This is a genomic window from Pantoea sp. Ap-870 (assembly GCF_011752515.1).
In the GTDB taxonomy this organism is placed as follows: Bacteria; Pseudomonadota; Gammaproteobacteria; order Enterobacterales; family Enterobacteriaceae; genus Pantoea; species Pantoea dispersa.
Genome location: NZ_VWXG01000003.1, coordinates 86,013 through 107,346, shown reverse-complemented (window position 1 = coordinate 107,346; position 21,334 = coordinate 86,013). Strand labels below are relative to the sequence as shown.

Below are 21,334 nucleotides of genomic sequence, written 5' to 3'. Positions count from 1 at the left end.
CAAAATGGCAAAGATTGGCATTTTTACAGGTACGGTGTACGGCAACGCGCTGCTGGTTGCCGAAGAGGCGCAGCCGGTGCTGGAAGCGCAGGGGCATGAGGTGAAGGTGTTTGAAGATCCGTCACTGGCCGACTGGCAGGCTTACAGCAAAGAGGTCGCGTTAATTGTTACCTCGACCACCGGGCAGGGCGATTTTCCGGACAATATCGCGCGACTGTATGTGCAGGTGCGCGATGAGCTGGGCTATCAGCCTGAGCTGCGCTATGGCGTGATCGCTTTAGGCGACAGCAGTTACGACCATTTCTGTGGAGCAGGAAAGACTTTTGATGCCACGCTGCAGGAGCAGCAGGCGCAGCGTATTGGCGAGGTGCTGCTGGTGGATGCGACGGAAAATCCGGAGCCCGAGTCAGTGACCTCGCCGTGGGTGGAGAGCTGGGGTAAGTTGTTGTAAATCAGGCCCTCACCCTAACCCTCTCCCGCAGGCGGGAGAGGGAACAGCCTGTGCGCGGGGGCTGCAGGGATGAAACTTAATGGTTCACCCGAACCGCTTCCTCTTCCGCCAGGTTTGCGCACATCACGTCACCGGTGCCGGATTGAATACTGCCAGCTGGTTACGTATTCCCCAGCGATCTGACCACGTCTGTTTACGTCCGCTGGCGATATCCAGAATCAGCTCAAACAGCCGCCAGCCGACCTGTTCAATACTCTCTTCACCCGTCGCGATGGTGCCGGCATTGATGTCCATCAGGTCATGCCAGCGGTTCGCCAGCGCGCTGCGCGTCGCCATTTTGATCACCGGAATTGCCGCCAGACCGTAAGGCGTGCCGCGCCCGGTGGTGAACACCTGCAGCGTAATGCCGGAAGCCATCTGCTGGGTGCCACAGACAAAATCGCTGGCCGGCGTGGCGGCGTAAATCAACCCGCGCTGCGTCGGGCGCTGTCCGGGTGACAGCACTTCGACAATCGGGCTGCGGCCGGATTTGGCAATTGAGCCCAGCGCTTTTTCTACCACATTGGCCAGGCCGCCTTTTTTATTGCCCGGCGACGGATTCGCGCTGCGGTCGGTTTGCCCCTGGCTCAGATAATCGTCGTACCACGCCATCTCCTCCAGCAGCCGTTTGCCCACCGCTTCGTTTACCACACGCGGCGTCAGCAGATGGATCGCATCGCGTACCTCGGTCACTTCCGAGAACATCACCGTCGCACCACAGCGCACCAGCAGATCCGAGGCAAAGCCAACCGCCGGGTTGGCCGTCACGCCGGAAAACGCATCACTGCCGCCGCACTGGGTGCCGACCACCAGCGCTGACGCCGGGCAGGTTTCGCGCTGACGCTGGTTGAGTTTTTTCAGATGGCGCTCGGCCACCTGCAGAATTTCATCGACCATCGCGCCAAAGCCCACGTGACGCTCATCCTGCAGGCGCACGATATCGCGCTCATCCAGCGAAATGGCCTGTACGTCCGGTGTACCGGTCAGCAGGCGCTCCGGCTGTAATTTTTCGCAGCCGAGGCTCACCACCATCACTTCGCCGCCAAAATTAGGATTCAGCGCAAGATTGTGAATGGTGCGAATCGGCACCACCGCCGCCGGTGCGTTGATCGCCACGCCGCAGCCATATAAATGGTTGAGCGCCACCACGCCATCGACGTTGCTATAGCGCGGTAGCAAATCGCGCTCAATCAGCTGCACCACGTAATCCACCACGCCCGCCACGCAGTGCACGCTGGTGGTGATGCCGAGCAGATTGCGCGTGCCGACGCTGCCGTCGGCGTTGCGATAGCCTTCAAAGGTGTATCCTTCCAGCGGCGGCAGGGGCGGCGGCACGTTGGTTGCCAGCGGCAGGCTGGCCAGAGGTGGGGCGGCGGGCAGCGCCACCAGTGACTCCTCAATCCAGCTGCCGCGCGCAATCGGGCGCAGCGCTGTGCCAATCACTTCACCGTAACGCACGATGTCGCCATGCAGGGCGATATCGCTCAGCGCCACTTTGTGCCCCTGCGGCACATGCTCAGTCAGTTGCAGACCGTCATCAAAGCGGCTGCCTGCGGGCAATCCCTGATCGTTGACCACTATCGCCACGTTATCGGCGTCGTGCACTTTAATGTAGCGCGGTTTGTCTGTCAGAGGTCGGTTCATTGCTCACCTTCCGGTTCGTCGCACCGGTCATAGCGGTGCGGTTGAAATCACGTCCGTCACATCATCGTTATTTGCCAGCCTCAGTATAAGCAGGGGTATTGGCCCACGCATTGTGCAACTGACTGGCTTTGTGCCGCGATCGGCGCGCAGTTTGGTTCGTTTTACCAAACGCAAGTGAAGAGCCTCACAAAGCGTACGCTTGCTGTTCACTTTTGCAGCAATCTGGCGGCTGGATGGCGGGTTCCGTGAGCCACGCCGCAGCGTTATGGGCAAATGCCACAAAATTGTGCCGGATTGGGGATTATCCTCGGGCGTTCCTCCAGTGTTTCGCGGCGATGCTGTTCCTATACTGATTGCCGTTCTTCAACGTTTGGTTATTCGTCACGACGCATCATCGTTTTGCCATAACAACAATCGCCGTGTTTAACCCAACATCATTCTGATACCCAACGCGATGTGTATGCAGTCAGAGTGAATGTAGCGTTCGCTATATTTCAGGAGTGCATCATGAATAGTTACAGCCAGACAGCGGCAGCGGTGCAGAAGCGCACCAACGCCCGTTACTGGATTGTGGTGATGTTATTTATCGTCACCTCGTTCAACTACGGTGACCGGGCCACCATTTCGATTGCCGGTTCGGCGATGTCGAAGGAGATCGGTCTCGATTCCGTCGGCCTCGGCTACATCTTCTCCGCCTTCTCGTGGGCGTACGTTATTGGTCAGATTCCTGGCGGCTGGCTGCTGGACCGCTTCGGCTCCAAACGCGTCTATTTCTGGAGCATCTTCCTGTGGTCGCTGTTTACCCTGCTGCAGGGCTTTGTCGATATCTTTAGCGGCTTCGGCATTGTGGTGTCGCTGTTCCTGCTGCGCTTCATGGTGGGGCTGGCGGAAGCGCCGTCTTTCCCGGGTAACAGCCGTATTGTTGCTGCCTGGTTCCCGGCGCAGGAGCGCGGTACCGCCGTCGCCATCTTTAACTCCGCCCAGTACTTCGCCACGGTGATTTTCGCACCGATCATGGGCTGGCTGGTGGCCGAGGTGGGCTGGGCGCACGTGTTCTGGTTCATGGGCGGGCTGGGCATCATTCTCAGCTTTATCTGGCTGAAAGTAATTCATGACCCGAACGATCACCCTGGCGTGAACAAAGCCGAGCTGGAGTACATGGAGCAGGGCGGTGCGCTGATCAACATGGATGCGAAGAAAGCCGAGCGTAAAGTGAGCTGGGATGAGAAATGGTTCCAAATTAAGCAACTGCTCTCCACCCGCATGATGTGGGGGATCTATCTCGGTCAGTACTGCGTTAATGCCCTGACCTACTTCTTTATTACCTGGTTCCCGGTGTATCTGGTGCAGGCGCGCGGCATGTCGATTCTTAAAGCCGGCATGATCGCCTCGATTCCCGCCATCTGCGGCTTCCTCGGCGGCGTGCTGGGCGGCGTGATTTCAGATTATCTGATGCGTAAAACCGGCTCGCTGAACATCGCGCGTAAAACCCCGATTGTCATCGGTATGCTGCTCTCCATCAGCATGGTGATGTGTAACTACACCGAAACCGAATGGGTGGTGGTGCTGTTTATGGCGCTGGCGTTCTTTGGTAAAGGCATTGGTGCGCTGGGCTGGGCGGTGATGGCCGATACCGCACCCAAAGAGATCAGCGGCCTGAGCGGCGGTCTGTTCAATATGTTCGGTAACTTCTCTGGCATCGTCACGCCGATTGCCATTGGTTACATCATCGCCACCAGCGGTTCGTTTGAAGGGGCGCTGATTTATGTCGGCATCCATGCGTTTGTGGCGGCGTTCAGCTTCCTGGTGATAACCGGCGATATCAAACGTGTCGAACTCAAACCCCGGTCATAAGGAACCAAATATGAATACGCAAAGTTCCCCGGTGATTACCGACATGCAGGTAATCCCGGTGGCGGGTTACGACAGCATGCTGCTCAACATCGGCGGCGCGCACAGCGCCTGCTTTACCCGCAATATCGTGGTGCTGACCGACAGCGCCGGCCACACCGGCGTCGGCGAAGCGCCGGGCGGTGAAACCATTTATCAGACGCTGGTCGCGGCAATACCGCAGGTGAAAGGGCAGCAGGTGGCGCGCATGAACCGGCTGGTGCAGCAGGTGCACAAAGGTAACCAGTCGGCGGATTTCGATACCTTCGGCAACGGTGCCTGGACGTTTGAGCTGCGGGTCAATGCGGTGGCGGCGCTGGAAGCGGCGCTGCTCGACCTGCTCGGCCAGTGCCTCGGCGTGCCAGTGGCCGAGCTGCTGGGGCCAGGTCAGCAGCGCGATGAGGTCACGGTGCTGGGCTACCTGTTTTACATTGGCGATCGGCGTAAAACTGATTTGCCCTATCAGAGCGGCGACGCGGCCGGTCACGACTGGTATCACCTGCGCCATCAGGAGGCGCTGACGCCGGACGCGGTGGTGCGCTTAGCCGAAGCGGCGCAGGACAGGTACGGCTTCAAAGATTTCAAACTCAAAGGCGGCGTGCTGCCGGGCGAGCAGGAGATTGCCTCGGCGGTGGCACTGAAGCAGCGTTTCCCGGACGCGCGCATCACCGTCGATCCCAACGGCGCCTGGCATCTGGATGAAGCCATCGCGCTGTGCAAAGGCATGCACGAGGTGCTGACCTATGCCGAAGATCCGTGCGGTGCCGAGCAGGGGTATTCCGGGCGCGAAGTCATGGCCGAGTTTCGCCGCGCCACCGGTCTGCCGGTCGCCACCAATATGATCGCCACCAACTGGCGTGAGATGAACCACGCGGTGATGCTCAACGCGGTCGATATTCCGCTGGCCGACCCGCACTTCTGGACGCTGAGCGGCGCGGTACGCGTGGCGCAGCTGTGTGATGAGTGGGGGCTGACCTGGGGCTGCCACTCCAATAATCACTTCGACATTTCGCTGGCGATGTTTACCCACGTCGGCGCGGCGGCACCGGGTAAACCGACCGCCATCGATACCCACTGGATTTGGCAGGAGGGCGACCAGCGTCTGACTAAAGAGCCGCTGCAGATCCGCAACGGCAAAATTGCCGTGCCGGACAAGCCCGGCCTCGGTGTTGAACTGGACTGGGATCGCCTGCGCGAGGCTAACGCCCTGTATCAATCGCTGCCTGCAGGCGCACGTAATGACGCCACGGCAATGCAATATCTGGTTCCCGGATGGTCGTTCGACCGCAAGCGTCCGGCTTTTGGACGCCGCCATGCATAAGGAGCAGGAAATGAGTCACACCCCGAAAATTACAGCAATGCAGGTCATTCCGGTGGCCGGTTACGACAGTATGCTGCTGAATCTGAGCGGTGCCCACGCGCCGTTTTTTACCCGCAATATCGTGATTGTGAAAGATAACGCCGGCCACACGGGCGTGGGCGAGATCCCCGGCGGTGAGAAAATTCGTCAGACGCTGGAAGACGCGGCAGCGCTGGTAACCGGAAAAACCGTCGGCGAGTACAAAAATATCCTCACCCTGGTGCGCACTACCTTTGCCGATCGCGATGCCAGCGGGCGCGGCAATCAGACCTTTGACCTGCGCACCACCATTCACGTGGTGACCGGCATCGAAGCGGCGCTGCTGGATCTGCTTGGCCAGCATCTGGGCGTCAACGTGGCGTCGCTGCTGGGCGAAGGACAGCAGCGTGACCGTGTCGAGATGCTCGGCTACCTGTTTTACATCGGAGATCGCCGCAAAACGTCACTGCCGTATCAGAGCCAGACCGATGATCCGTGCGACTGGTATCGTCTGCGGCATGAGGAAGCGCTGACGCCGGACGCGGTGGTGCGCCTGGCAGAAGCCGCCTATGAAAAATATGGCTTTAACGATTTCAAACTGAAAGGTGGCGTACTGCGCGGCGGTGAAGAGGCCGAAGCAGTAACCGCACTGGCGAAGCGTTTCCCGCAGGCGCGCGTGACGCTCGATCCCAACGGGGCCTGGTCGCTGAATGAGGCCATCCTGCTCGGTAAACAGCTGAAAGGCGTGCTGGCTTATGCAGAAGATCCGTGCGGCGCTGAACAGGGTTACTCCGGACGTGAAGTGATGGCCGAGTTCCGGCGCGCCACCGGTCTGCCTACCGCCACCAATATGATCGCCACCGACTGGCGCCAGATGGGCCACACGCTGTCGCTGCAGTCGGTCGATATTCCACTGGCCGATCCGCATTTCTGGACCATGCAGGGCTCGGTGCGCGTGGCGCAGATGTGTCATGACTTCGGCCTGACCTGGGGTTCGCACTCCAACAACCATTTCGATGTTTCGCTGGCGATGTTCACCCATGTGGCCGCCGCCGCACCGGGCGCCATTACCGCCATCGACACCCACTGGATCTGGCAGGAGGGCAACCAGCGCCTGACCAAAGAGCCGTTGCAGATCAAGGGCGGCATGGTGCAGGTGCCGCAGAAGCCGGGTCTCGGTGTCGAACTGGACATGGATCAGGTGATGCAGGCCCATGCGCTGTATCAGCAGCATGGACTGGGCGCGCGCGACGATGCGCAGGCGATGCAGTTCCTCGTGCCGAACTGGACATTTGATAACAAGCGTCCGTGCCTGGTGCGCTGATTTTATTCCGCGCGCCCGCGGGCGGCGGTGCTAAATAACAGGAGTAGAGATCATGAGCAATGCCTGGCCCAACCCTTTTCGTCGTCGTTTGCTGGCAGGGGAAACCCTGATTGGCAGCTGGTGCGCCCTTGCCAATCCTCTCACCACGGAAGTGCTGGGGCTGGCGGGCTTTGACTGGCTGGTGCTGGATGGCGAACACGCGCCGAACGACATCACCACCTTTATTCCGCAGCTGATGGCGCTCAAAGGCAGCCCGAGCGCGCCGGTGGTGCGACCGCCGTGCAATGAGCCGATCATCATCAAGCGTCTGCTGGATATTGGCTTCTATAACTTCCTGATTCCGTTTGTGGAAACCGCAGAAGAGGCGGCGCGCGCGGTGGCATCCACCCGCTATCCGCCAGCCGGTATACGCGGCGTGTCGGTTTCACATCGCAGCAACATGTACGGCACGCTGGCGGACTACAACGCCACCATCAATGACAACATCACCGTGCTGGTGCAAATCGAAACCCAGCAGGCGGTGGACAACATTGACGCCATTGCGGCGGTTGACGGCGTAGACGGCATCTTTGTCGGCCCGGGCGATCTGTCAGCGGCGCTGGGCTATCTCGGCCAGCCGGCGCATCCGGAAGTGCTGAAAGTGATCCGTTACATCCTTGAGCGCGCCAAAGCTGCCGGTAAGCCGAGCGGGATTCTGGCGCCGGTAGAGGCTGACGCACGCCGTTATCTCGAATGGGGTGCCAGCTTTGTTGCCGTCGGCAGCGATTTGGGTGTTTTCCGCCACGCCACGCAGGCGCTGTGCGACAAATTTAAGCAGTAACTGACGAAGGGGAAAGGCAATGAAAATTGGATTTATCGGCCTCGGCATCATGGGCAAACCGATGAGTAAAAACCTGGTGAAAGCCGGTTACACCCTGGTGGTGCGCGACCACAACGCCAGCAACGAAGCCGAACTGGTGGAGCTGGGTGCCACCGTGGCGAAAACGCCCAAAGAGCTGGCCGCGCAGGTAGACGTGGTGATCACCATGGTGCCGAACTCACCGCAGGTGAAAGAGGTGTGTCTGGGCGAGAACGGCATCATCGAAGGGGCGAAGCCGGGACTGGTGGTGATCGACATGAGCTCCATCGCGCCGCTGGCCAGCCGCGAAGTGCATGATGCGCTGGCAGAAAAAGGCATCCGGATGCTGGATGCGCCGGTGAGCGGCGGTGAGCCAAAAGCAATTGAAGGCACGCTGTCGGTGATGGTCGGCGGCGATAAAGCGCTGTTTGATCAGTGCTACGATGTTCTTAAGGCGATGGCCGGTTCGGTGGTGCACACCGGTGATATCGGCGCGGGCAACGTCACTAAACTGGCCAACCAGGTGATTGTGGCGCTCAACATTGCCGCGATGTCAGAGGCGCTGTCGCTGGCCACCAAAGCCGGCGTCAATCCGGAACTGGTTTACCAGGCGATTCGCGGCGGTCTGGCGGGCAGCACCGTGCTGGATGCCAAAGCGCCCATGGTGCTGGATCGCAACTTTAAGCCTGGCTTCCGTATCGATTTGCATATCAAGGATTTAGCCAATGCGCTTGATACCTCACACGGCATTGGCGCACATCTGCCGCTGACCGCAGCGGTGATGGAGATGATGCAGGCGCTAAAAGTCGACGGGCAGGGTACGTCCGATCATAGCGCGCTGGCTTGCTATTATGAAAAATTAGCCAAAGTTGAGATCACCCGGTAGTGCCCGCGTCCGGTGTCTGCGGATGCCGGACGCTGTACTGCCTTAGCCAGACGGATTTCCGTCACCTACCGCGCTCGGATTGCCTATGAAAATTGTCATCGCACCGGATTCATACAAAGAGAGTTTGTCCGCCCTGGAAGTGGCTACCGCGATAGAAGCGGGATTTCGCGAAATTTTCCCCGCCGCTGACTATGTCAAAATACCGGTCGCCGACGGCGGAGAAGGCACGGTTGAAGCAATGGTGGCGGCAACCCAGGGCAACATCATCAGACTGACGGTGACCGGGCCGCTCGGCGAGCCGGTCGACGCGTTTTACGGATTATCCGGTGATGCGCGTACCGCCTTTATTGAGATGGCGGCGGCCAGCGGGCTGGAGCTGGTGCCTGCGGCACAGCGCGATCCGCTGATCACCACTTCCTACGGTACCGGTGAACTGATCAAAAATGCGCTGGATCGCGGCGTCGATCACATCATCATCGGCATCGGCGGCAGCGCCACTAACGACGGCGGTGCCGGCATGGTGCAGGCGCTCGGTGCCCGGCTGCTGGACAGCCACGGCAGCGGGATTGGCTACGGCGGCGGGGCACTGCCGCAACTGGCGAAGATTGAGATCGCCGATCTGGATCCGCGCCTGCTGCAGTGCCGCATTGAAGTGGCGTGCGACGTGACCAATCCGCTGATTGGCGAAGAGGGTGCGTCAGCGATTTTTGGCCCGCAGAAGGGCGCCACGCCGCAGCTGGTGCAGCAGCTGGATGCCGCGCTCGGCCATTACGCTGCGATTATTCAGCGCGACCTGGATATTGATGTGCTGCACATCGCCGGCGGTGGCGCAGCCGGCGGCATGGGCGCGGCGCTGCATGCGTTTTGCCACGCGGAACTGCGGCGCGGCATTGAGATTGTCACCGAAGCGCTGGGGCTGGCGCAGCAGGTGCAGGATGCCGATCTGGTGATTACCGGTGAAGGGCGCATCGACAGTCAGTCAGTCAACGGCAAAGTGCCGGTTGGCGTGGCGCAGGTGGCGAAGCAGTTCAATAAGCCGGTGATCGGTATTGCCGGCAGCCTGACGGCGGATGTCGGTGTGGTGCATCAGCACGGGATCGACGCGGTGTACAGCGTGCTGTCGGGTATCTGCTCGCTGGAAGAGGCGCTGGCCAATGCCGCGCAGAATGTCCGCCTGACGGCAAGGAACGTCGCTGCCACGATCAAGGTGGGGCAGGGGTTGTAGGGGGAGGCGGTGCGGTTTTCCCCTCACCCTAGCCCTCACCCCAGCCCTCTCCCGCAGGCGGGAGAGGGGGCTGATGGTGCACGGATTTGGATTTCGCGCTGTTCCTCTGGATCGCACCGGACGGTTCCCTCTCCCGCCGGGAGAGGGTTAGGGTGAGGGCCCAGCGCACAACCCTCACTATGCCACGCCCAGCACCTGACGCGCTTCGCGCGCCACGTTGGCCATCTCGTCGCTCAGCTCCAGCAGCTCTGGTTCCAGCGCTGCGATATCGCTCTCCTGATGCAGACTCTTCTCCAGCTGCTGACACAGCTGTTTCAGCCGCGGCACGCCGCTGTAGCTGGCGCTGCCGTGCAGCTTGTGGATAATCTCGCGCAGCCCATCGACGTCATTCTGCGCCATACATTGCGCCACGCGCTGCTCCACTTCCGGCAGAAAATCCAGCAGCATCTGCAGCAGATCGCGCGCCAGCTCGGCTTTATTCGCCGCCTGGCGCAGCGCCAGCGCCCAGTCGAGTGAGGGCGCGATCGCTGGTTGTCGCACCGCGCTCGCCACGCTGCCCGGCGCATAGCGCTGCAGCAGCTGCTTCAGCTTGTCCTCATCAATCGGCTTGGCGAGATAGTCATTCATGCCGGCGGCGATCAACTGCTCACGTTCGCCATCCAGCGCATGCGCCGTGACCGCGACAATCGGCGTGCTGGCGTGCTGTGGCAGGCTGCGGATGATCTCGCTGGCGCGGATGCCGTCGATGTCCGGCATCTGAATATCCATCAGGATCACGTCCAGCCGCTGCTGCCGCGCCTGGTGAATCGCCTGACTGGCGTTGTCGCACAGAATGATGTTCTGGACCTGCTCCTCCAGCAATGCGCCGATCAGCTTCAGGTTGGCCGGATTATCATCCACCGCCATCACCGTCAGCGGCTGTCTTACGCCGCGCGGGGCGGCGTCGCTATGACGCATGTTGAGATCGAGCAGCATCGGCAGCAATCGCGTCAGCGACACCGGTTTGGCAATGCAGCCGGCGATACCGCGCGCGCGCAAATCATCGGCGAACAGCATCATTTCGCTCGGCAGCGCCAGCAGCACCGAGTCGGCGTGTGCGCGCAGGCGGGCAATCAGCGCATCGGACAGCGTAGCCGGATGCGGATCGCTGACCGGCAGCCCCATCAGCAGCAGCGGGAAATGGGCGTCGGGCAGATCGTCAAGGCTGGCAAAGTGCTGCACCTGCAGAGGCGTAATGCTCAGCATCTCCTGAACCGCTTTCGCCACCGCCGGATGGGGTTCGATATAAGCCAGCGGCGTGGCGTGCAGATCGTCCAGCATGCGTGGAATCGCCGGTGCGTTAGGATTGAGATCCAGATGTACCTGTACCCAGAAGGTGGAGCCCTGATTCTGCCGGCTGTGGAAGGCGATCTCACCGCCCATTTCGTGTACCAGTTTCTGCGTAATCACCAGGCCAAGACCGGTACCGCCGTGACGGCGTGAAATACTGGCGTCCGCCTGACGAAAGGCCTGGAACAGTTGCGACTGCTGCTGCTCAGAGATACCGATGCCGGTATCGTGCACCTGAATCTCCAGTTCCGCCCGCGTGATGCTGAGATGACGCAGCTCGACGCGCAGATCAATGTGGCCGCGCTCGGTGAATTTGATGGCGTTGCCAATCAGGTTGATCAGAATTTGCTGCAGACGCAGCGGATCGCCAATCACATTATCCGGCACCTGTTTCCCGAGGCACACGGTGATCTCGAGGCCTTTCTCATGCGCGGACGGCGCCAGCAGCACCAGCGTTTCATCCAGCGTGGCGCGCAGCGGGAACGGGATCGACTCCAGCACCAGCTTACCGGCTTCCAGTTTGGAGAAATCGAGCACGTCGTTAATGATGCTCAGCAGGTTATTGGCCGAACGTTCAATGGTGCTCATGTAATCACGCTGGTTGGTGCTCAGCCCGGTTTTCAGCATCTGGCGGGTAAAGCCAATCACGCCATTGAGCGGCGTGCGCAGCTCGTGCGACATATTGGCGAGGAACTCTGACTTGATGCGGGCCGCTTCCTGGGCGCGCTTTTTCGCCAGATCCAGCTCGACGTTCTGAATCTCCAGCTGCTCCAGCGTTTCGCGCAGATCGTAGGTTGCCTGATCGATGTTCTGCTGCATCTCTTCATGGTAGGCAGTGAGCGACATCGCCATGGCGTTGATGCCGTTTTTCAGGATGCTCAGCTCGCCCAGCATGTAGCCATCCACGCGGCTGTCGAGCTGGCCACGCCGGATGCGGTCCACGGTGGTAACCATGTTGCGAATCGGGCCGGTGACGTCGCGCATCAGTCGATAGGCAAACAGCATGGCGATGCACAGGCAAAACAGCAGCAGCAGAGTGGCGACAAACACCTCTTTGTACTGCTCCAGCCGCACCGACTGCAGATCCAGCTCAATCGCCACATAACCCAGCGGATTGCCTGCCGGCTTGGCGTCTTCACCCGGCAGTTCGTCCACCGAATAGCGTTCAGAGATGATCGGCGTGCGCAGCACCATCAGGTTGCCGTGTCGCTCCACCGACACGCCATCCGCCAGCGTGGAAATATCGGCTTTTTGCAGCAGCGCGAGGTTCTGGTTGTTATTGGAGCTGACGTAGATGTGATTGTTGTTGTCGAAAACCGTAATGGCACGGACAATATCGGAATGACGGCGATGCAGCAGGCTGACCAGCTCGCGAATCGCATCACGATTATGCCACGTCATGCCGTACTCGCTCGACACCGCCAGCGGTTCGATAATGTTAGCGCCGGCATCGCGCACCTGGTGCTGCAGTTCGTTGTAGCGGTGCACCACGAAGAAGGTACTGAGCAGCAGGCCAATCATCAGCGTCGGCGCCAGTATCAGAATCATCATTCGCGCCCGCAGGCTGTATTTGGTCATAATTGTGGCCTGGCGACTCCTGGCATTTTATCCCTGTGCAAAAACCGCATACGGCTGCACACCTAATGAAAACTGAGAATTCACAATACTATGGCGCAATTTTACTCCGCAAAACAGCGCGTGACGACGAAGCAACGTCTCAGCGTCACCATTGACGAGCTTGATCCCTTTGGTCAGGGCGTGGCGCGCCATAACGGTAAAACGCTGTTTGTCAGCGGCGCGCTGCCCGGCGAACAGGCCGAGGTGATCCTGACCGAAGATAAGCGTCAGTTTGCGCGCGGCAAAGCCAAAAAGATTACACAACCGAGCTCGCAGCGCCAGCAACCGCGCTGCATCCATTTCGGCGTGTGCGGCGGCTGCCAGCAGCAGCACGTGTCCGTGGCGCTGCAGCAGGAGAGCAAAGCGCGGGCGCTGGGCCGCATGCTGAGTCAGGAAGCGGCGCTGCCGGTGCAGGTGGATGAGATCATCAGCGCTGCGCCCTGGGGCTATCGCCGGCGCGCGCGTCTCGGTTTGCAGTGGCTGCCGAAGCAGCAGCGCCTGCAGATGGGCTTCCGTCAGGCGGCCAGTAACGATCTGATTGATGTGACGCAATGCCCCGTTTTGGTGCCCGAGCTTGAGGCGCTGCTGCAGCCGCTGCACCACTGTCTCAGCAGCCTGCACGCAGTGAAACGGCTGGGGCATGTGGAACTGGTGCTGGCGGATAACGGTCCGCTAATGGTGCTGCGCCATCTTGATGCGCTCTCCGCTGCGGACCGGACAAAACTGGAACGTTTTTCGCATGAGCACCGGCTGATGATCTGGCTGGCGGACGGCAGTGACGCGCTGCAGGCGCTCGGCGCGGAGCAGCCTTACTACCGCTCGTTTGATTTGCAGCTAACCTTTAGCCCGCAGGATTTCATTCAGGTCAACGATGGCGTGAATCAGCAGATGGTGGCACAGGCGATTGCCTGGCTGGATCTGCAACCGGACGATCGGGTGCTCGATCTGTTCTGCGGCATGGGCAACTTCACATTGCCGCTAGGAAAGTTCGTACAAAATGCGGTGGGTGTGGAGGGCGTTGCAGCATTAGTGCGCCAGGCAGAGTATAATGCTCAGCTTAACAATCTCAGAAATGTCTGCTTCTTCCAGCACAATTTAGAGGAAGATGTCTCGCGCCAGCCCTGGGCGGCGCAGGGATTTAATAAGGTGTTACTGGATCCGGCGCGTGCCGGGGCCGCGGGCGTGATGTCGCATATCGTTAAACTTGCGCCGCAACGCGTGGTCTATGTTTCCTGTAACCCGACAACACTTGCCCGCGACAGTCAGACATTACTGTCGGCGGGCTACCATCTGGAAAGGGTCGCGATGCTGGATATGTTCCCTCATACCAGCCATCTCGAATCCATGGTGCTGTTTAGCAAAACATAAGCGATGTTTAAGTCGCTGTGGCAGGAGAGGATATGGTTGCGGTTAGAAGTGCGCATTTAAATACGGCCGGGGAATTTGCCCTTGACCAGTGGATCGCCAGCTTGAGTATCAGTAATCCGCAATCCTGCGAACGACTGGCGGAAACATGGCGCTACTGTGAAGCCGAAACGCACGACCATCCAGATCAGGCTCTGCTGCTGTGGCGCGGTATTGAGATGGTGGAAATTCTCACCATGCTCAGTATGGACATCGACAGTCTGCGCGCCGCGCTGCTGTTCCCGCTGGCCAATGCGGGCGTGGTGAGCGAAGAGGATCTGGAGAAAGCCTTTGGCAAAAGCATCGTCTCGCTGGTGCACGGCGTGCGCGATATGGATGCCATCCGCCAGCTGAAAGCCATTCACAACGACTCGATGGCCTCGGAGCAGGTGGATAACGTGCGCCGCATGCTGCTGGCGATGGTGGAAGATTTCCGCTGCGTGGTCATCAAGCTGGCAGAACGTATTGCCCATCTGCGCGAGATGAAAGATGCGCCGGAAGATGAGCGCGTGCTGGCGGCGAAAGAGAGCACCAACATTTATGCACCTCTGGCCAACCGTCTCGGGATCGGCCAGCTCAAATGGGAGCTGGAAGATTACTGCTTCCGCTATCTCCATCCTGACGAATACAAACGCATCGCCAAACTACTGCACGAACGCCGCATCGATCGTGAACAGTACATTGATAACTTCGTCGATAACCTGCGTAAAGAGATGCAAAAAGAGGGCGTGCGTGCGGAAGTTTACGGCCGTCCCAAGCATATCTACAGCATCTGGCGCAAAATGCAGAAGAAGTCGCTGGCGTTTGATGAGCTGTTCGACGTGCGCGCAGTGCGCATCGTCGCTGAACGCCTGCAGGACTGCTACGGCGCGCTCGGTACCGTCCACACGCTGTATCGTCATCTGCCTAGCGAGTTCGACGATTACGTCGCCAATCCCAAGCCAAACGGTTATCAGTCGATTCATACCGTGGTGCTGGGCCCGCAGGGCAAAACGGTCGAGATTCAGATCCGTACCCGCCAGATGCACGAGGACGCTGAACTGGGCGTCGCGGCACACTGGAAGTACAAAGAAGGGCCGACGGCCAGCAACGCGCGCGGTGCCGCAGGGCACGAAGAGCGCATCGCCTGGCTGCGTAAACTGATTACCTGGCAGGAAGAGATGGCGGATTCCGGCGAGATGCTGGAAGAGGTGCGCAGCCAGGTATTTGATGACCGCGTTTATGTGTTTACGCCGAAGGGCGACGTGGTCGATTTGCCGGCCGGTTCCACGCCGCTCGACTTTGCCTACCACATTCACAGTGATATTGGTCATCGCTGCATCGGTGCCAAAATCGGCGGCCGTATCGTGCCCTTTACCTATCAGCTGCAGATGGGCGATCAGATTGAGGTGATCACTCAGAAGCAGCCGAACCCGAGCCGCGACTGGCTGAACCCCAACCTCGGCTATATCACCACCAGCCGCGGGCGCTCGAAGATTCATGCGTGGTTCCGTAAACAGGATCGCGACAAAAATATTGCGGCCGGCCGGCAGATTCTGGATAGCGAGCTGGGCCAGCTGGATATCAGCATGCGCGAAGCCGAGAAGCTGCTGCTGCCGCGTTATAACGTCAGCTCGCAGGATGAGCTGCTGGCGATGATTGGCGGCGGGGATATCCGTCTTAACCAGATGGTTAACTTCCTGCAGGCGAAGCTCAACAAGCCAAGCGCCGAAGAGGAAGATCGCGAGGCGCTGCGTCAGCTGACGCAGAAATCGCATCAGCCGTCGTCGGCGCGCAAAGAGAGTGGCCGCGTGGTGGTGGAGGGTGTCGGCAATCTGCTGCACCACATTGCGCGCTGCTGCCAGCCGATTCCGGGCGACGATATTGTCGGGTTTATTACCCAGGGGCGCGGCATTTCGATTCACCGCGCCGACTGTGATCAGCTCAGCGAACTGATTTCGCATGCGCCGGAACGGATTGTCGATGCGGTGTGGGGCGAAAGTTACTCCAGCGGTTATTCGCTGGTGGTACGCGTGACGGCCAACGATCGCAGCGGGCTGCTGCGCGACATCACCACCATTCTGGCCAATGAAAAGGTCAACGTGCTGGGCGTGTCCAGCCGCAGCGACACCAAAAAGCAGCTCGCCACCATCGATATGGATATCGAGATTTATAACCAGCAGGTGCTGGGTCGCGTGCTGGCGCGCCTTAATCAGGTGCCGGATATTATCGATGCGCGCCGCTTACATTAAGCCCTGCTGAGACCGGTGCGCAGCAATGCGCACCCGGGCAAAACCGCGTAATTACCCTGCAGGGTCGCCATTAATGGCGGCTTTTTATCTTGTTGTTCCGGGGACTTTCATGACTGCTTTAAACCGCCTGCTCACCATCATGCAAACCCTGCGCGATCCGGTGCGCGGCTGCCCGTGGGATCGCCAGCAGACCTTTGCCTCAATCGCGCCGTATACGCTGGAAGAGACCTATGAAGTTATCGACGCCATCCAGCGCGAAGACTTTGACGATCTGCGCGGCGAACTGGGCGATCTGCTGTTTCAGGTGGTGTTCTACGCCCGCATGGCCGAGGAGCAGCAGCGTTTCAACTTCGATGACATCTGCAACGCCATCAGTGACAAACTGGAGCGTCGCCATCCGCACATCTTCGGCGAAGTCCAGGTCGATTCCACGGCTGAAGTGCTGAAAAACTGGGAGGCGATCAAGCAGCGCGAGCGTGCGGAGAAGTCGCAGCACTCGGTGCTGGACGATATCCCTAAAGCGCTGCCGGCGCTGATGCGCGCCTATAAAATCCAGAAGCGCTGTTACAGCGTAGGCTTCGACTGGGACAGCCTCGGGCCGGTGCTGGATAAAGTGCATGAAGAGATCGACGAAGTAATGCATGAAGCGCAGCAGGCGGTGGTGGACAGCGACAAGCTGGAAGAGGAGATTGGCGATCTGCTGTTCGCCACTGTCAATCTGTCACGTCATCTTGGCAGCAAAGCGGAAACCGCGCTGCAAAAGGCCAACGACAAGTTCGAGCGCCGCTTCCGTCAGGTAGAGAATATTATTCAGGCCCAGGGGCTGAGCATGGAACAGGCTACGCTGGCGCAGATGGAAGCCGCCTGGCAGCAGGTCAAAGCCGGCGAATAACCTTATTCAGCCTCTCTGCGCAGCGCTGGTGATTATTCCAGCGCTGCGCATAAAATCACCGTCTGAGCTTACTCGATTCAGCCAGTCGGCAACTTTGTGACGTACGTCAACATTTCACCCGGCACTCTCCGCTATGTTACAGGCTGTAATGCGAGGAGGATGGTGTGATTCATCAATTGTGGCTGCGGACGACTTCGGGTATACTGTTTTCCCGTCCTGGTTATTCCACCGTCTTTAAACCTAAACTCTCAGGTTCAGCATGACAACGAATTATATTTTTGTGACCGGCGGGGTCGTTTCCTCTCTGGGCAAAGGCATTGCCGCAGCCTCCCTCGCAGCCATCCTTGAAGCACGTGGTCTGAATGTGACCATCATGAAACTCGATCCGTATATCAACGTCGATCCGGGTACCATGAGCCCTACGCAGCACGGTGAAGTGTTCGTCACCGATGACGGGGCCGAGACCGATCTGGATTTAGGTCACTACGAGCGCTTCATCCGTACCAAAATGTCGCGCCGCAACAACTTTACTACCGGCCGTATCTACTCAGAAGTGCTGCGCAAAGAGCGTCGCGGCGACTATCTGGGCGCGACCATTCAGGTTATCCCACACATCACCAACGCCATCAAAGAGCGCATCATTGAAGGTGGCGAAGGTCATGACGTCGTGCTGGTGGAAATCGGCGGAACCGTGGGCGATATCGAATCCCTGCCGTTCCTGGAAGCGATTCGCCAGATGGCGGTCGATGTTGGCCGTGAACACACCATGTATATGCACCTGACGCTGGTGCCTTACATGGCGGCGGCGGGTGAAGTGAAAACCAAGCCAACTCAGCACTCGGTTAAAGAGCTGCTGTCGATTGGTATTCAGCCTGACGTGCTGATTTGCCGTTCAGACCGCGCGGTGCCCGCTAACGAGCGTGCGAAGATCGCCCTGTTCTGTAACGTGCCGGAAAAAGCGGTTATCTCGCTGAAAGACGTTGATTCGATCTACAAGATCCCGGGCCTGCTGAAATCGCAGGGTCTGGATGATTACATCTGCAAGCGTTTTAACCTGAGCGCGCCGGAAGCCAATCTGGCCGAGTGGGAGCAGGTGATTTACGAAGAAGCCAATCCGGGCGGCGAAGTCACCATCGGTATGGTCGGCAAATATGTCGAACTGCCGGATGCCTACAAATCCGTGATTGAAGCGCTGAAGCACGGCGGTCTGAAAAATCGCGTCACCGTTAACATCAAGCTGATCGATTCGCAGGATGTGGAAACGCGCGGCGTAGAAATTCTGAAAGATCTTGATGCTATCCTGATTCCTGGTGGCTTCGGTTACCGCGGTGTGGAAGGAAAATTGCTGACCGCGCAATACGCGCGTGAAAACAACATTCCGTACCTCGGCATTTGCCTTGGCATGCAGATTGCGCTGATGGAATTCGCGCGCAACGTGGCCGGGATGGAAGGCGCCAACTCCACTGAATTTGTGCCAGACTGTAAGTACCCGGTGGTTGCGTTAATCACCGAATGGCGCGATGAAAACGGTAACGTTGAACAGCGTACCGAGCAGAGCGATCTGGGCGGCACCATGCGTCTGGGAAGCCAGCAGTGCCAGCTGACGCCGGAAAGCAAAGTGCGCCAGCTGTACGGCTCTGACGTCATTACTGAGCGTCATCGCCACCGTTACGAAGTAAACAATCTGCTGCTGAAGCAGATTGAAGCGGCGGGTCTGCACATTGCAGGCCGTTCCGGCGACGATCAACTGGTGGAGATCATCGAGATCCCGAATCATCCATGGTTTGTAGCCTGCCAGTTCCACCCGGAATTCACGTCGACCCCGCGTGATGGTCATCCGCTGTTCGCTGGCTTTGTGAAAGCCGCGCAGGAGCACCAGAAGCGTTTAGCGAAGTAAGAGTTTAACGAACAGCGCGCGAACTTTTCGCGCGTTGTTTGTCTTAGGATTGACTAACTTGTACTGAGGAAAATCGAATGTCCAAAATCGTTAAAGTCATCGGTCGCGAAATCATCGACTCCCGTGGCAACCCGACTGTAGAAGCAGAAGTGCATCTGGAAGGCGGTTTCGTTGGTCTGGCTGCTGCGCCATCAGGTGCATCAACCGGTTCACGCGAAGCACTGGAGCTGCGTGACGGTGATAAGTCTCGTTTCCTGGGCAAAGGCGTAACCAAAGCGGTTGCTGCGGTTAACGGCCCAATCGCTGACGCGGTAAAAGGCAAAGATGCCAAAGACCAGGCGAACATCGATAAGATCATGATCGAGCTGGACGGTACTGACAACAAATCCAACTTCGGTGCAAACGCCATTCTGGCGGTTTCTCTGGCAGCAGCGAAAGCAGCAGCAGCCTCTAAAGGCCTGCCACTGTACGCACACATTGCAGAACTGAACGGCACTCCGGGCAAATACTCTATGCCACTGCCAATGATGAACATCATCAACGGTGGTGAGCACGCGGATAACAACGTTGATATCCAGGAGTTCATGATTCAGCCGGTTGGCGCGAAAACCGTGAAAGAAGCCATCCGTATGGGTTCTGAAGTGTTCCATCACCTGGCTAAAGTCCTGAAAGCCAAAGGCATGAACACCGCGGTGGGTGACGAAGGTGGCTACGCGCCAAACCTGGGTTCAAACGCCGAAGCGCTGGCCGTTATCGCCGAAGCTGTTAAAGCAGCAGGCTACGAGCTGGGCAAAGACATCACCCTGGCGATGGACTGCGCAGCATCTGAATTCTACAAAGACGGCAAATATGTGCTGGCTGGCGAAGGCAACAAAGCCTTCACTTCTGAAGAGTTTACCCACTTCCTGGAAGACCTGACCAAACAGTACCCAATCGTTTCTATCGAAGACGGTCTGGATGAGTCTGACTGGAACGGCTTCGCTTACCAGACCAAAGTGCTGGGCGACAAAATTCAGCTGGTGGGCGACGATCTGTTCGTGACCAACACCAAAATCCTGAAAGAAGGCATCGAGAAAGGCATCGCTAACTCTATCCTGATCAAATTCAACCAGATCGGTTCTCTGACCGAAACCCTGGCTGCGATCAAGATGGCGAAAGACGCTGGCTACACCGCGGTCATCTCTCACCGCTCTGGCGAAACTGAAGATGCGACCATCGCTGACCTGGCGGTCGGTACTGCTGCTGGCCAGATCAAAACCGGTTCTATGAGCCGTTCTGACCGCGTTGCTAAGTACAACCAGCTGATTCGTATCGAAGAAGCGCTGGGTGACAAAGCGCCGTTCAACGGTCTGAAAGAAGTTAAAGGCCAGGCGTAATCGCCTGCGGATGTGGCTAAACGGCCACATCGCCTGACATCAAGCCCCGCCTCGTGCGGGGCTTTTGCTTTTTATGGCACGAAGCAGCTGTGAAGCGACGCACAAAATCTGCCATAATCTGCGCCTCGAATTTCTGACGTGAGTAAAAAATGTTCTACCCGATTAACGAAATGTTCCAGACGCTGCAGGGCGAAGGTTTTTACACCGGCGTGCCGGCCATCTTTATCCGCTTACAAGGATGTCCGGTGGGCTGTAGCTGGTGTGATACCAAACATACCTGGGAAACGCGGGCGGATCGGGAGACGTCGCTGGGGGACATTCTGGTCAAAACCGTGGAGAGCGATGCCTGGGGCAGCGCCGATGCGGCCACGCTGATTGAGAGCATTCAGCGTCAGGGCTGGACCGCCCGCCATGTGGTAATCACCGGCGGTGAGCCGGCAATTTTTGACTTACGTCCACTGACCGAAGCGCTGGAAGTGGCCGGTTTTCAGTGTCAGATTGAAACCAGCGGCACGCATGAAGTGCACTGTTCCGCTGCCACCTGGGTAACGGTGTCGCCGAAGGTGAACATGCGGGGTGGCTACGATGTGCTGCCGCAGGCGCTGCAGCGTGCCGATGAGATCAAACATCCGGTGGCGCGCGAGCGGGATGTGGAAGCGCTGGATGCGCTGCTGGCTGGCCTGCAGGATGAGAAAAAACGCATTGTGGCGCTGCAGCCCATCAGCCGTGGCGAGGCGGCGACCAGACTGTGTATCGAAACCTGCATTGCCCGCAACTGGCGGCTTTCGATGCAGACGCACAAATACCTGAACATCGCCTGATTCACCCGATGCGCACCCGGCAAAATCAACGCCATTGTGGCGGGTAAGCATCAATGCGCACCCTGTAAATCGCATTACACCGTAGGGTCGCCATTGATGGCGACCTGGCCAATGGTACCCGATGCGCATCA

15 protein-coding genes are annotated in these 21,334 nt (G+C 58.7%); 13 read left to right on the top strand and 2 right to left on the bottom strand.

Annotated elements, in window-relative coordinates; translation table 11 throughout:
• The first annotated feature begins 4 nt into the window (after window positions 1-4).
• The gene (locus F3J41_RS09725) at window positions 5-451 is read left to right on the top strand and encodes a flavodoxin (protein WP_058776605.1); all 447 of its coding nucleotides are present in this window, start codon (window positions 5-7) and stop codon (window positions 449-451) included.
• Between the two features lie 123 nt (window positions 452-574).
• Here the strand turns inward: F3J41_RS09725 and garD are convergent, their stop codons facing one another.
• Window positions 575-2,134 (bottom strand): galactarate dehydratase, encoded by a 1,560-nt coding sequence (gene garD / locus F3J41_RS09720; RefSeq protein ID WP_021507374.1) that lies wholly within the window; start codon window positions 2,132-2,134, stop codon window positions 575-577.
• A 507-nt stretch (window positions 2,135-2,641) separates the two neighbouring features.
• Here garD and F3J41_RS09715 point away from each other — a divergent pair.
• The 6 genes from F3J41_RS09715 (at window position 2,642) to F3J41_RS09690 (ending at window position 9,636) form a co-directional block, all read left to right on the top strand.
• Complete coding sequence (locus F3J41_RS09715; RefSeq protein ID WP_058771607.1) at window positions 2,642-3,988, top strand: MFS transporter; 1,347 nt, start codon at window positions 2,642-2,644, stop codon at window positions 3,986-3,988.
• A gap of 10 nt (window positions 3,989-3,998) precedes the next feature.
• Entirely contained in the window at window positions 3,999-5,345 is a 1,347-nt protein-coding gene (locus tag F3J41_RS09710; protein ID WP_166710931.1) for an enolase C-terminal domain-like protein, read from the top strand.
• 10 nt (window positions 5,346-5,355) lie between these two features.
• Window positions 5,356-6,687, top strand: coding sequence for a glucarate dehydratase (gene gudD / locus F3J41_RS09705; protein WP_125310155.1), 1,332 nt, complete (start codon window positions 5,356-5,358; stop codon window positions 6,685-6,687).
• Window positions 6,688-6,739: 52 nt separating this feature from the next.
• Window positions 6,740-7,507 carry a 2-dehydro-3-deoxyglucarate aldolase gene (gene garL / locus F3J41_RS09700; RefSeq protein WP_021507370.1) on the top strand — a complete coding sequence of 256 codons (768 nt, stop codon included), beginning with the start codon at window positions 6,740-6,742 and terminating at the stop codon, window positions 7,505-7,507.
• A 19-nt stretch (window positions 7,508-7,526) separates the two neighbouring features.
• Window positions 7,527-8,411 carry a 2-hydroxy-3-oxopropionate reductase gene (gene garR / locus F3J41_RS09695; RefSeq protein ID WP_058771604.1) on the top strand — a complete coding sequence of 295 codons (885 nt, stop codon included), beginning with the start codon at window positions 7,527-7,529 and terminating at the stop codon, window positions 8,409-8,411.
• Window positions 8,412-8,496: 85 nt separating this feature from the next.
• On the top strand, window positions 8,497-9,636 hold the full coding sequence (locus F3J41_RS09690) for a glycerate kinase (protein ID WP_166710929.1): 1,140 nt from the start codon (window positions 8,497-8,499) through the stop codon (window positions 9,634-9,636).
• 177 nt (window positions 9,637-9,813) lie between these two features.
• Here F3J41_RS09690 and barA read toward each other — a convergent pair whose 3' ends face one another.
• Window positions 9,814-12,543 carry a two-component sensor histidine kinase BarA gene (barA, locus tag F3J41_RS09685; RefSeq protein ID WP_021507367.1) on the bottom strand — a complete coding sequence of 910 codons (2,730 nt, stop codon included), beginning with the start codon at window positions 12,541-12,543 and terminating at the stop codon, window positions 9,814-9,816.
• 90 nt (window positions 12,544-12,633) lie between these two features.
• Here barA and rlmD point away from each other — a divergent pair, with 90 nt between their 5' ends.
• The 6 genes from rlmD (at window position 12,634) to queE (ending at window position 21,203) form a co-directional block, all read left to right on the top strand.
• Window positions 12,634-13,950: a 23S rRNA (uracil(1939)-C(5))-methyltransferase RlmD gene (gene rlmD / locus F3J41_RS09680; RefSeq protein WP_166710927.1), complete on the top strand. Its 1,317-nt coding sequence runs from the start codon at window positions 12,634-12,636 to the stop codon at window positions 13,948-13,950.
• A gap of 32 nt (window positions 13,951-13,982) precedes the next feature.
• Window positions 13,983-16,217, top strand: a complete 2,235-nt coding sequence (relA, locus tag F3J41_RS09675) for a GTP diphosphokinase (protein ID WP_021507365.1) — start codon at window positions 13,983-13,985, stop codon at window positions 16,215-16,217.
• Window positions 16,218-16,326: 109 nt separating this feature from the next.
• Complete coding sequence (mazG, locus tag F3J41_RS09670) at window positions 16,327-17,109, top strand: nucleoside triphosphate pyrophosphohydrolase (RefSeq protein WP_166710925.1); 783 nt, start codon at window positions 16,327-16,329, stop codon at window positions 17,107-17,109.
• A 259-nt stretch (window positions 17,110-17,368) separates the two neighbouring features.
• Window positions 17,369-19,006: a glutamine hydrolyzing CTP synthase gene (gene pyrG, locus F3J41_RS09665; protein WP_021507363.1), complete on the top strand. Its 1,638-nt coding sequence runs from the start codon at window positions 17,369-17,371 to the stop codon at window positions 19,004-19,006.
• Between the two features lie 77 nt (window positions 19,007-19,083).
• On the top strand, window positions 19,084-20,382 hold the full coding sequence (gene eno / locus F3J41_RS09660) for a phosphopyruvate hydratase (protein ID WP_021507362.1): 1,299 nt from the start codon (window positions 19,084-19,086) through the stop codon (window positions 20,380-20,382).
• 149 nt (window positions 20,383-20,531) lie between these two features.
• Window positions 20,532-21,203 (top strand): 7-carboxy-7-deazaguanine synthase QueE, encoded by a 672-nt coding sequence (gene queE / locus F3J41_RS09655; RefSeq protein WP_166710923.1) that lies wholly within the window; start codon window positions 20,532-20,534, stop codon window positions 21,201-21,203.
• Window positions 21,204-21,334 lie beyond the last annotated feature (131 nt).

Coding starts and splice junctions, on each gene's coding strand:
- queE (WP_166710923.1), top strand. CDS start 20,532: ATGTTCTACCCGATTAACGAAATGTTCCAGACGCTGCAGGGCGAAGGT.
- relA (WP_021507365.1), top strand. CDS start 13,983: ATGGTTGCGGTTAGAAGTGCGCATTTAAATACGGCCGGGGAATTTGCC.
- F3J41_RS09725 (WP_058776605.1), top strand. CDS start 5: ATGGCAAAGATTGGCATTTTTACAGGTACGGTGTACGGCAACGCGCTG.
- F3J41_RS09690 (WP_166710929.1), top strand. CDS start 8,497: ATGAAAATTGTCATCGCACCGGATTCATACAAAGAGAGTTTGTCCGCC.
- garR (WP_058771604.1), top strand. CDS start 7,527: ATGAAAATTGGATTTATCGGCCTCGGCATCATGGGCAAACCGATGAGT.
- pyrG (WP_021507363.1), top strand. CDS start 17,369: ATGACAACGAATTATATTTTTGTGACCGGCGGGGTCGTTTCCTCTCTG.
- F3J41_RS09715 (WP_058771607.1), top strand. CDS start 2,642: ATGAATAGTTACAGCCAGACAGCGGCAGCGGTGCAGAAGCGCACCAAC.
- F3J41_RS09710 (WP_166710931.1), top strand. CDS start 3,999: ATGAATACGCAAAGTTCCCCGGTGATTACCGACATGCAGGTAATCCCG.
- mazG (WP_166710925.1), top strand. CDS start 16,327: ATGACTGCTTTAAACCGCCTGCTCACCATCATGCAAACCCTGCGCGAT.
- gudD (WP_125310155.1), top strand. CDS start 5,356: ATGAGTCACACCCCGAAAATTACAGCAATGCAGGTCATTCCGGTGGCC.
- barA (WP_021507367.1), bottom strand. CDS start 12,543: ATGACCAAATACAGCCTGCGGGCGCGAATGATGATTCTGATACTGGCG.
- eno (WP_021507362.1), top strand. CDS start 19,084: ATGTCCAAAATCGTTAAAGTCATCGGTCGCGAAATCATCGACTCCCGT.
- rlmD (WP_166710927.1), top strand. CDS start 12,634: ATGGCGCAATTTTACTCCGCAAAACAGCGCGTGACGACGAAGCAACGT.
- garL (WP_021507370.1), top strand. CDS start 6,740: ATGAGCAATGCCTGGCCCAACCCTTTTCGTCGTCGTTTGCTGGCAGGG.
- garD (WP_021507374.1), bottom strand. CDS start 2,134: ATGAACCGACCTCTGACAGACAAACCGCGCTACATTAAAGTGCACGAC.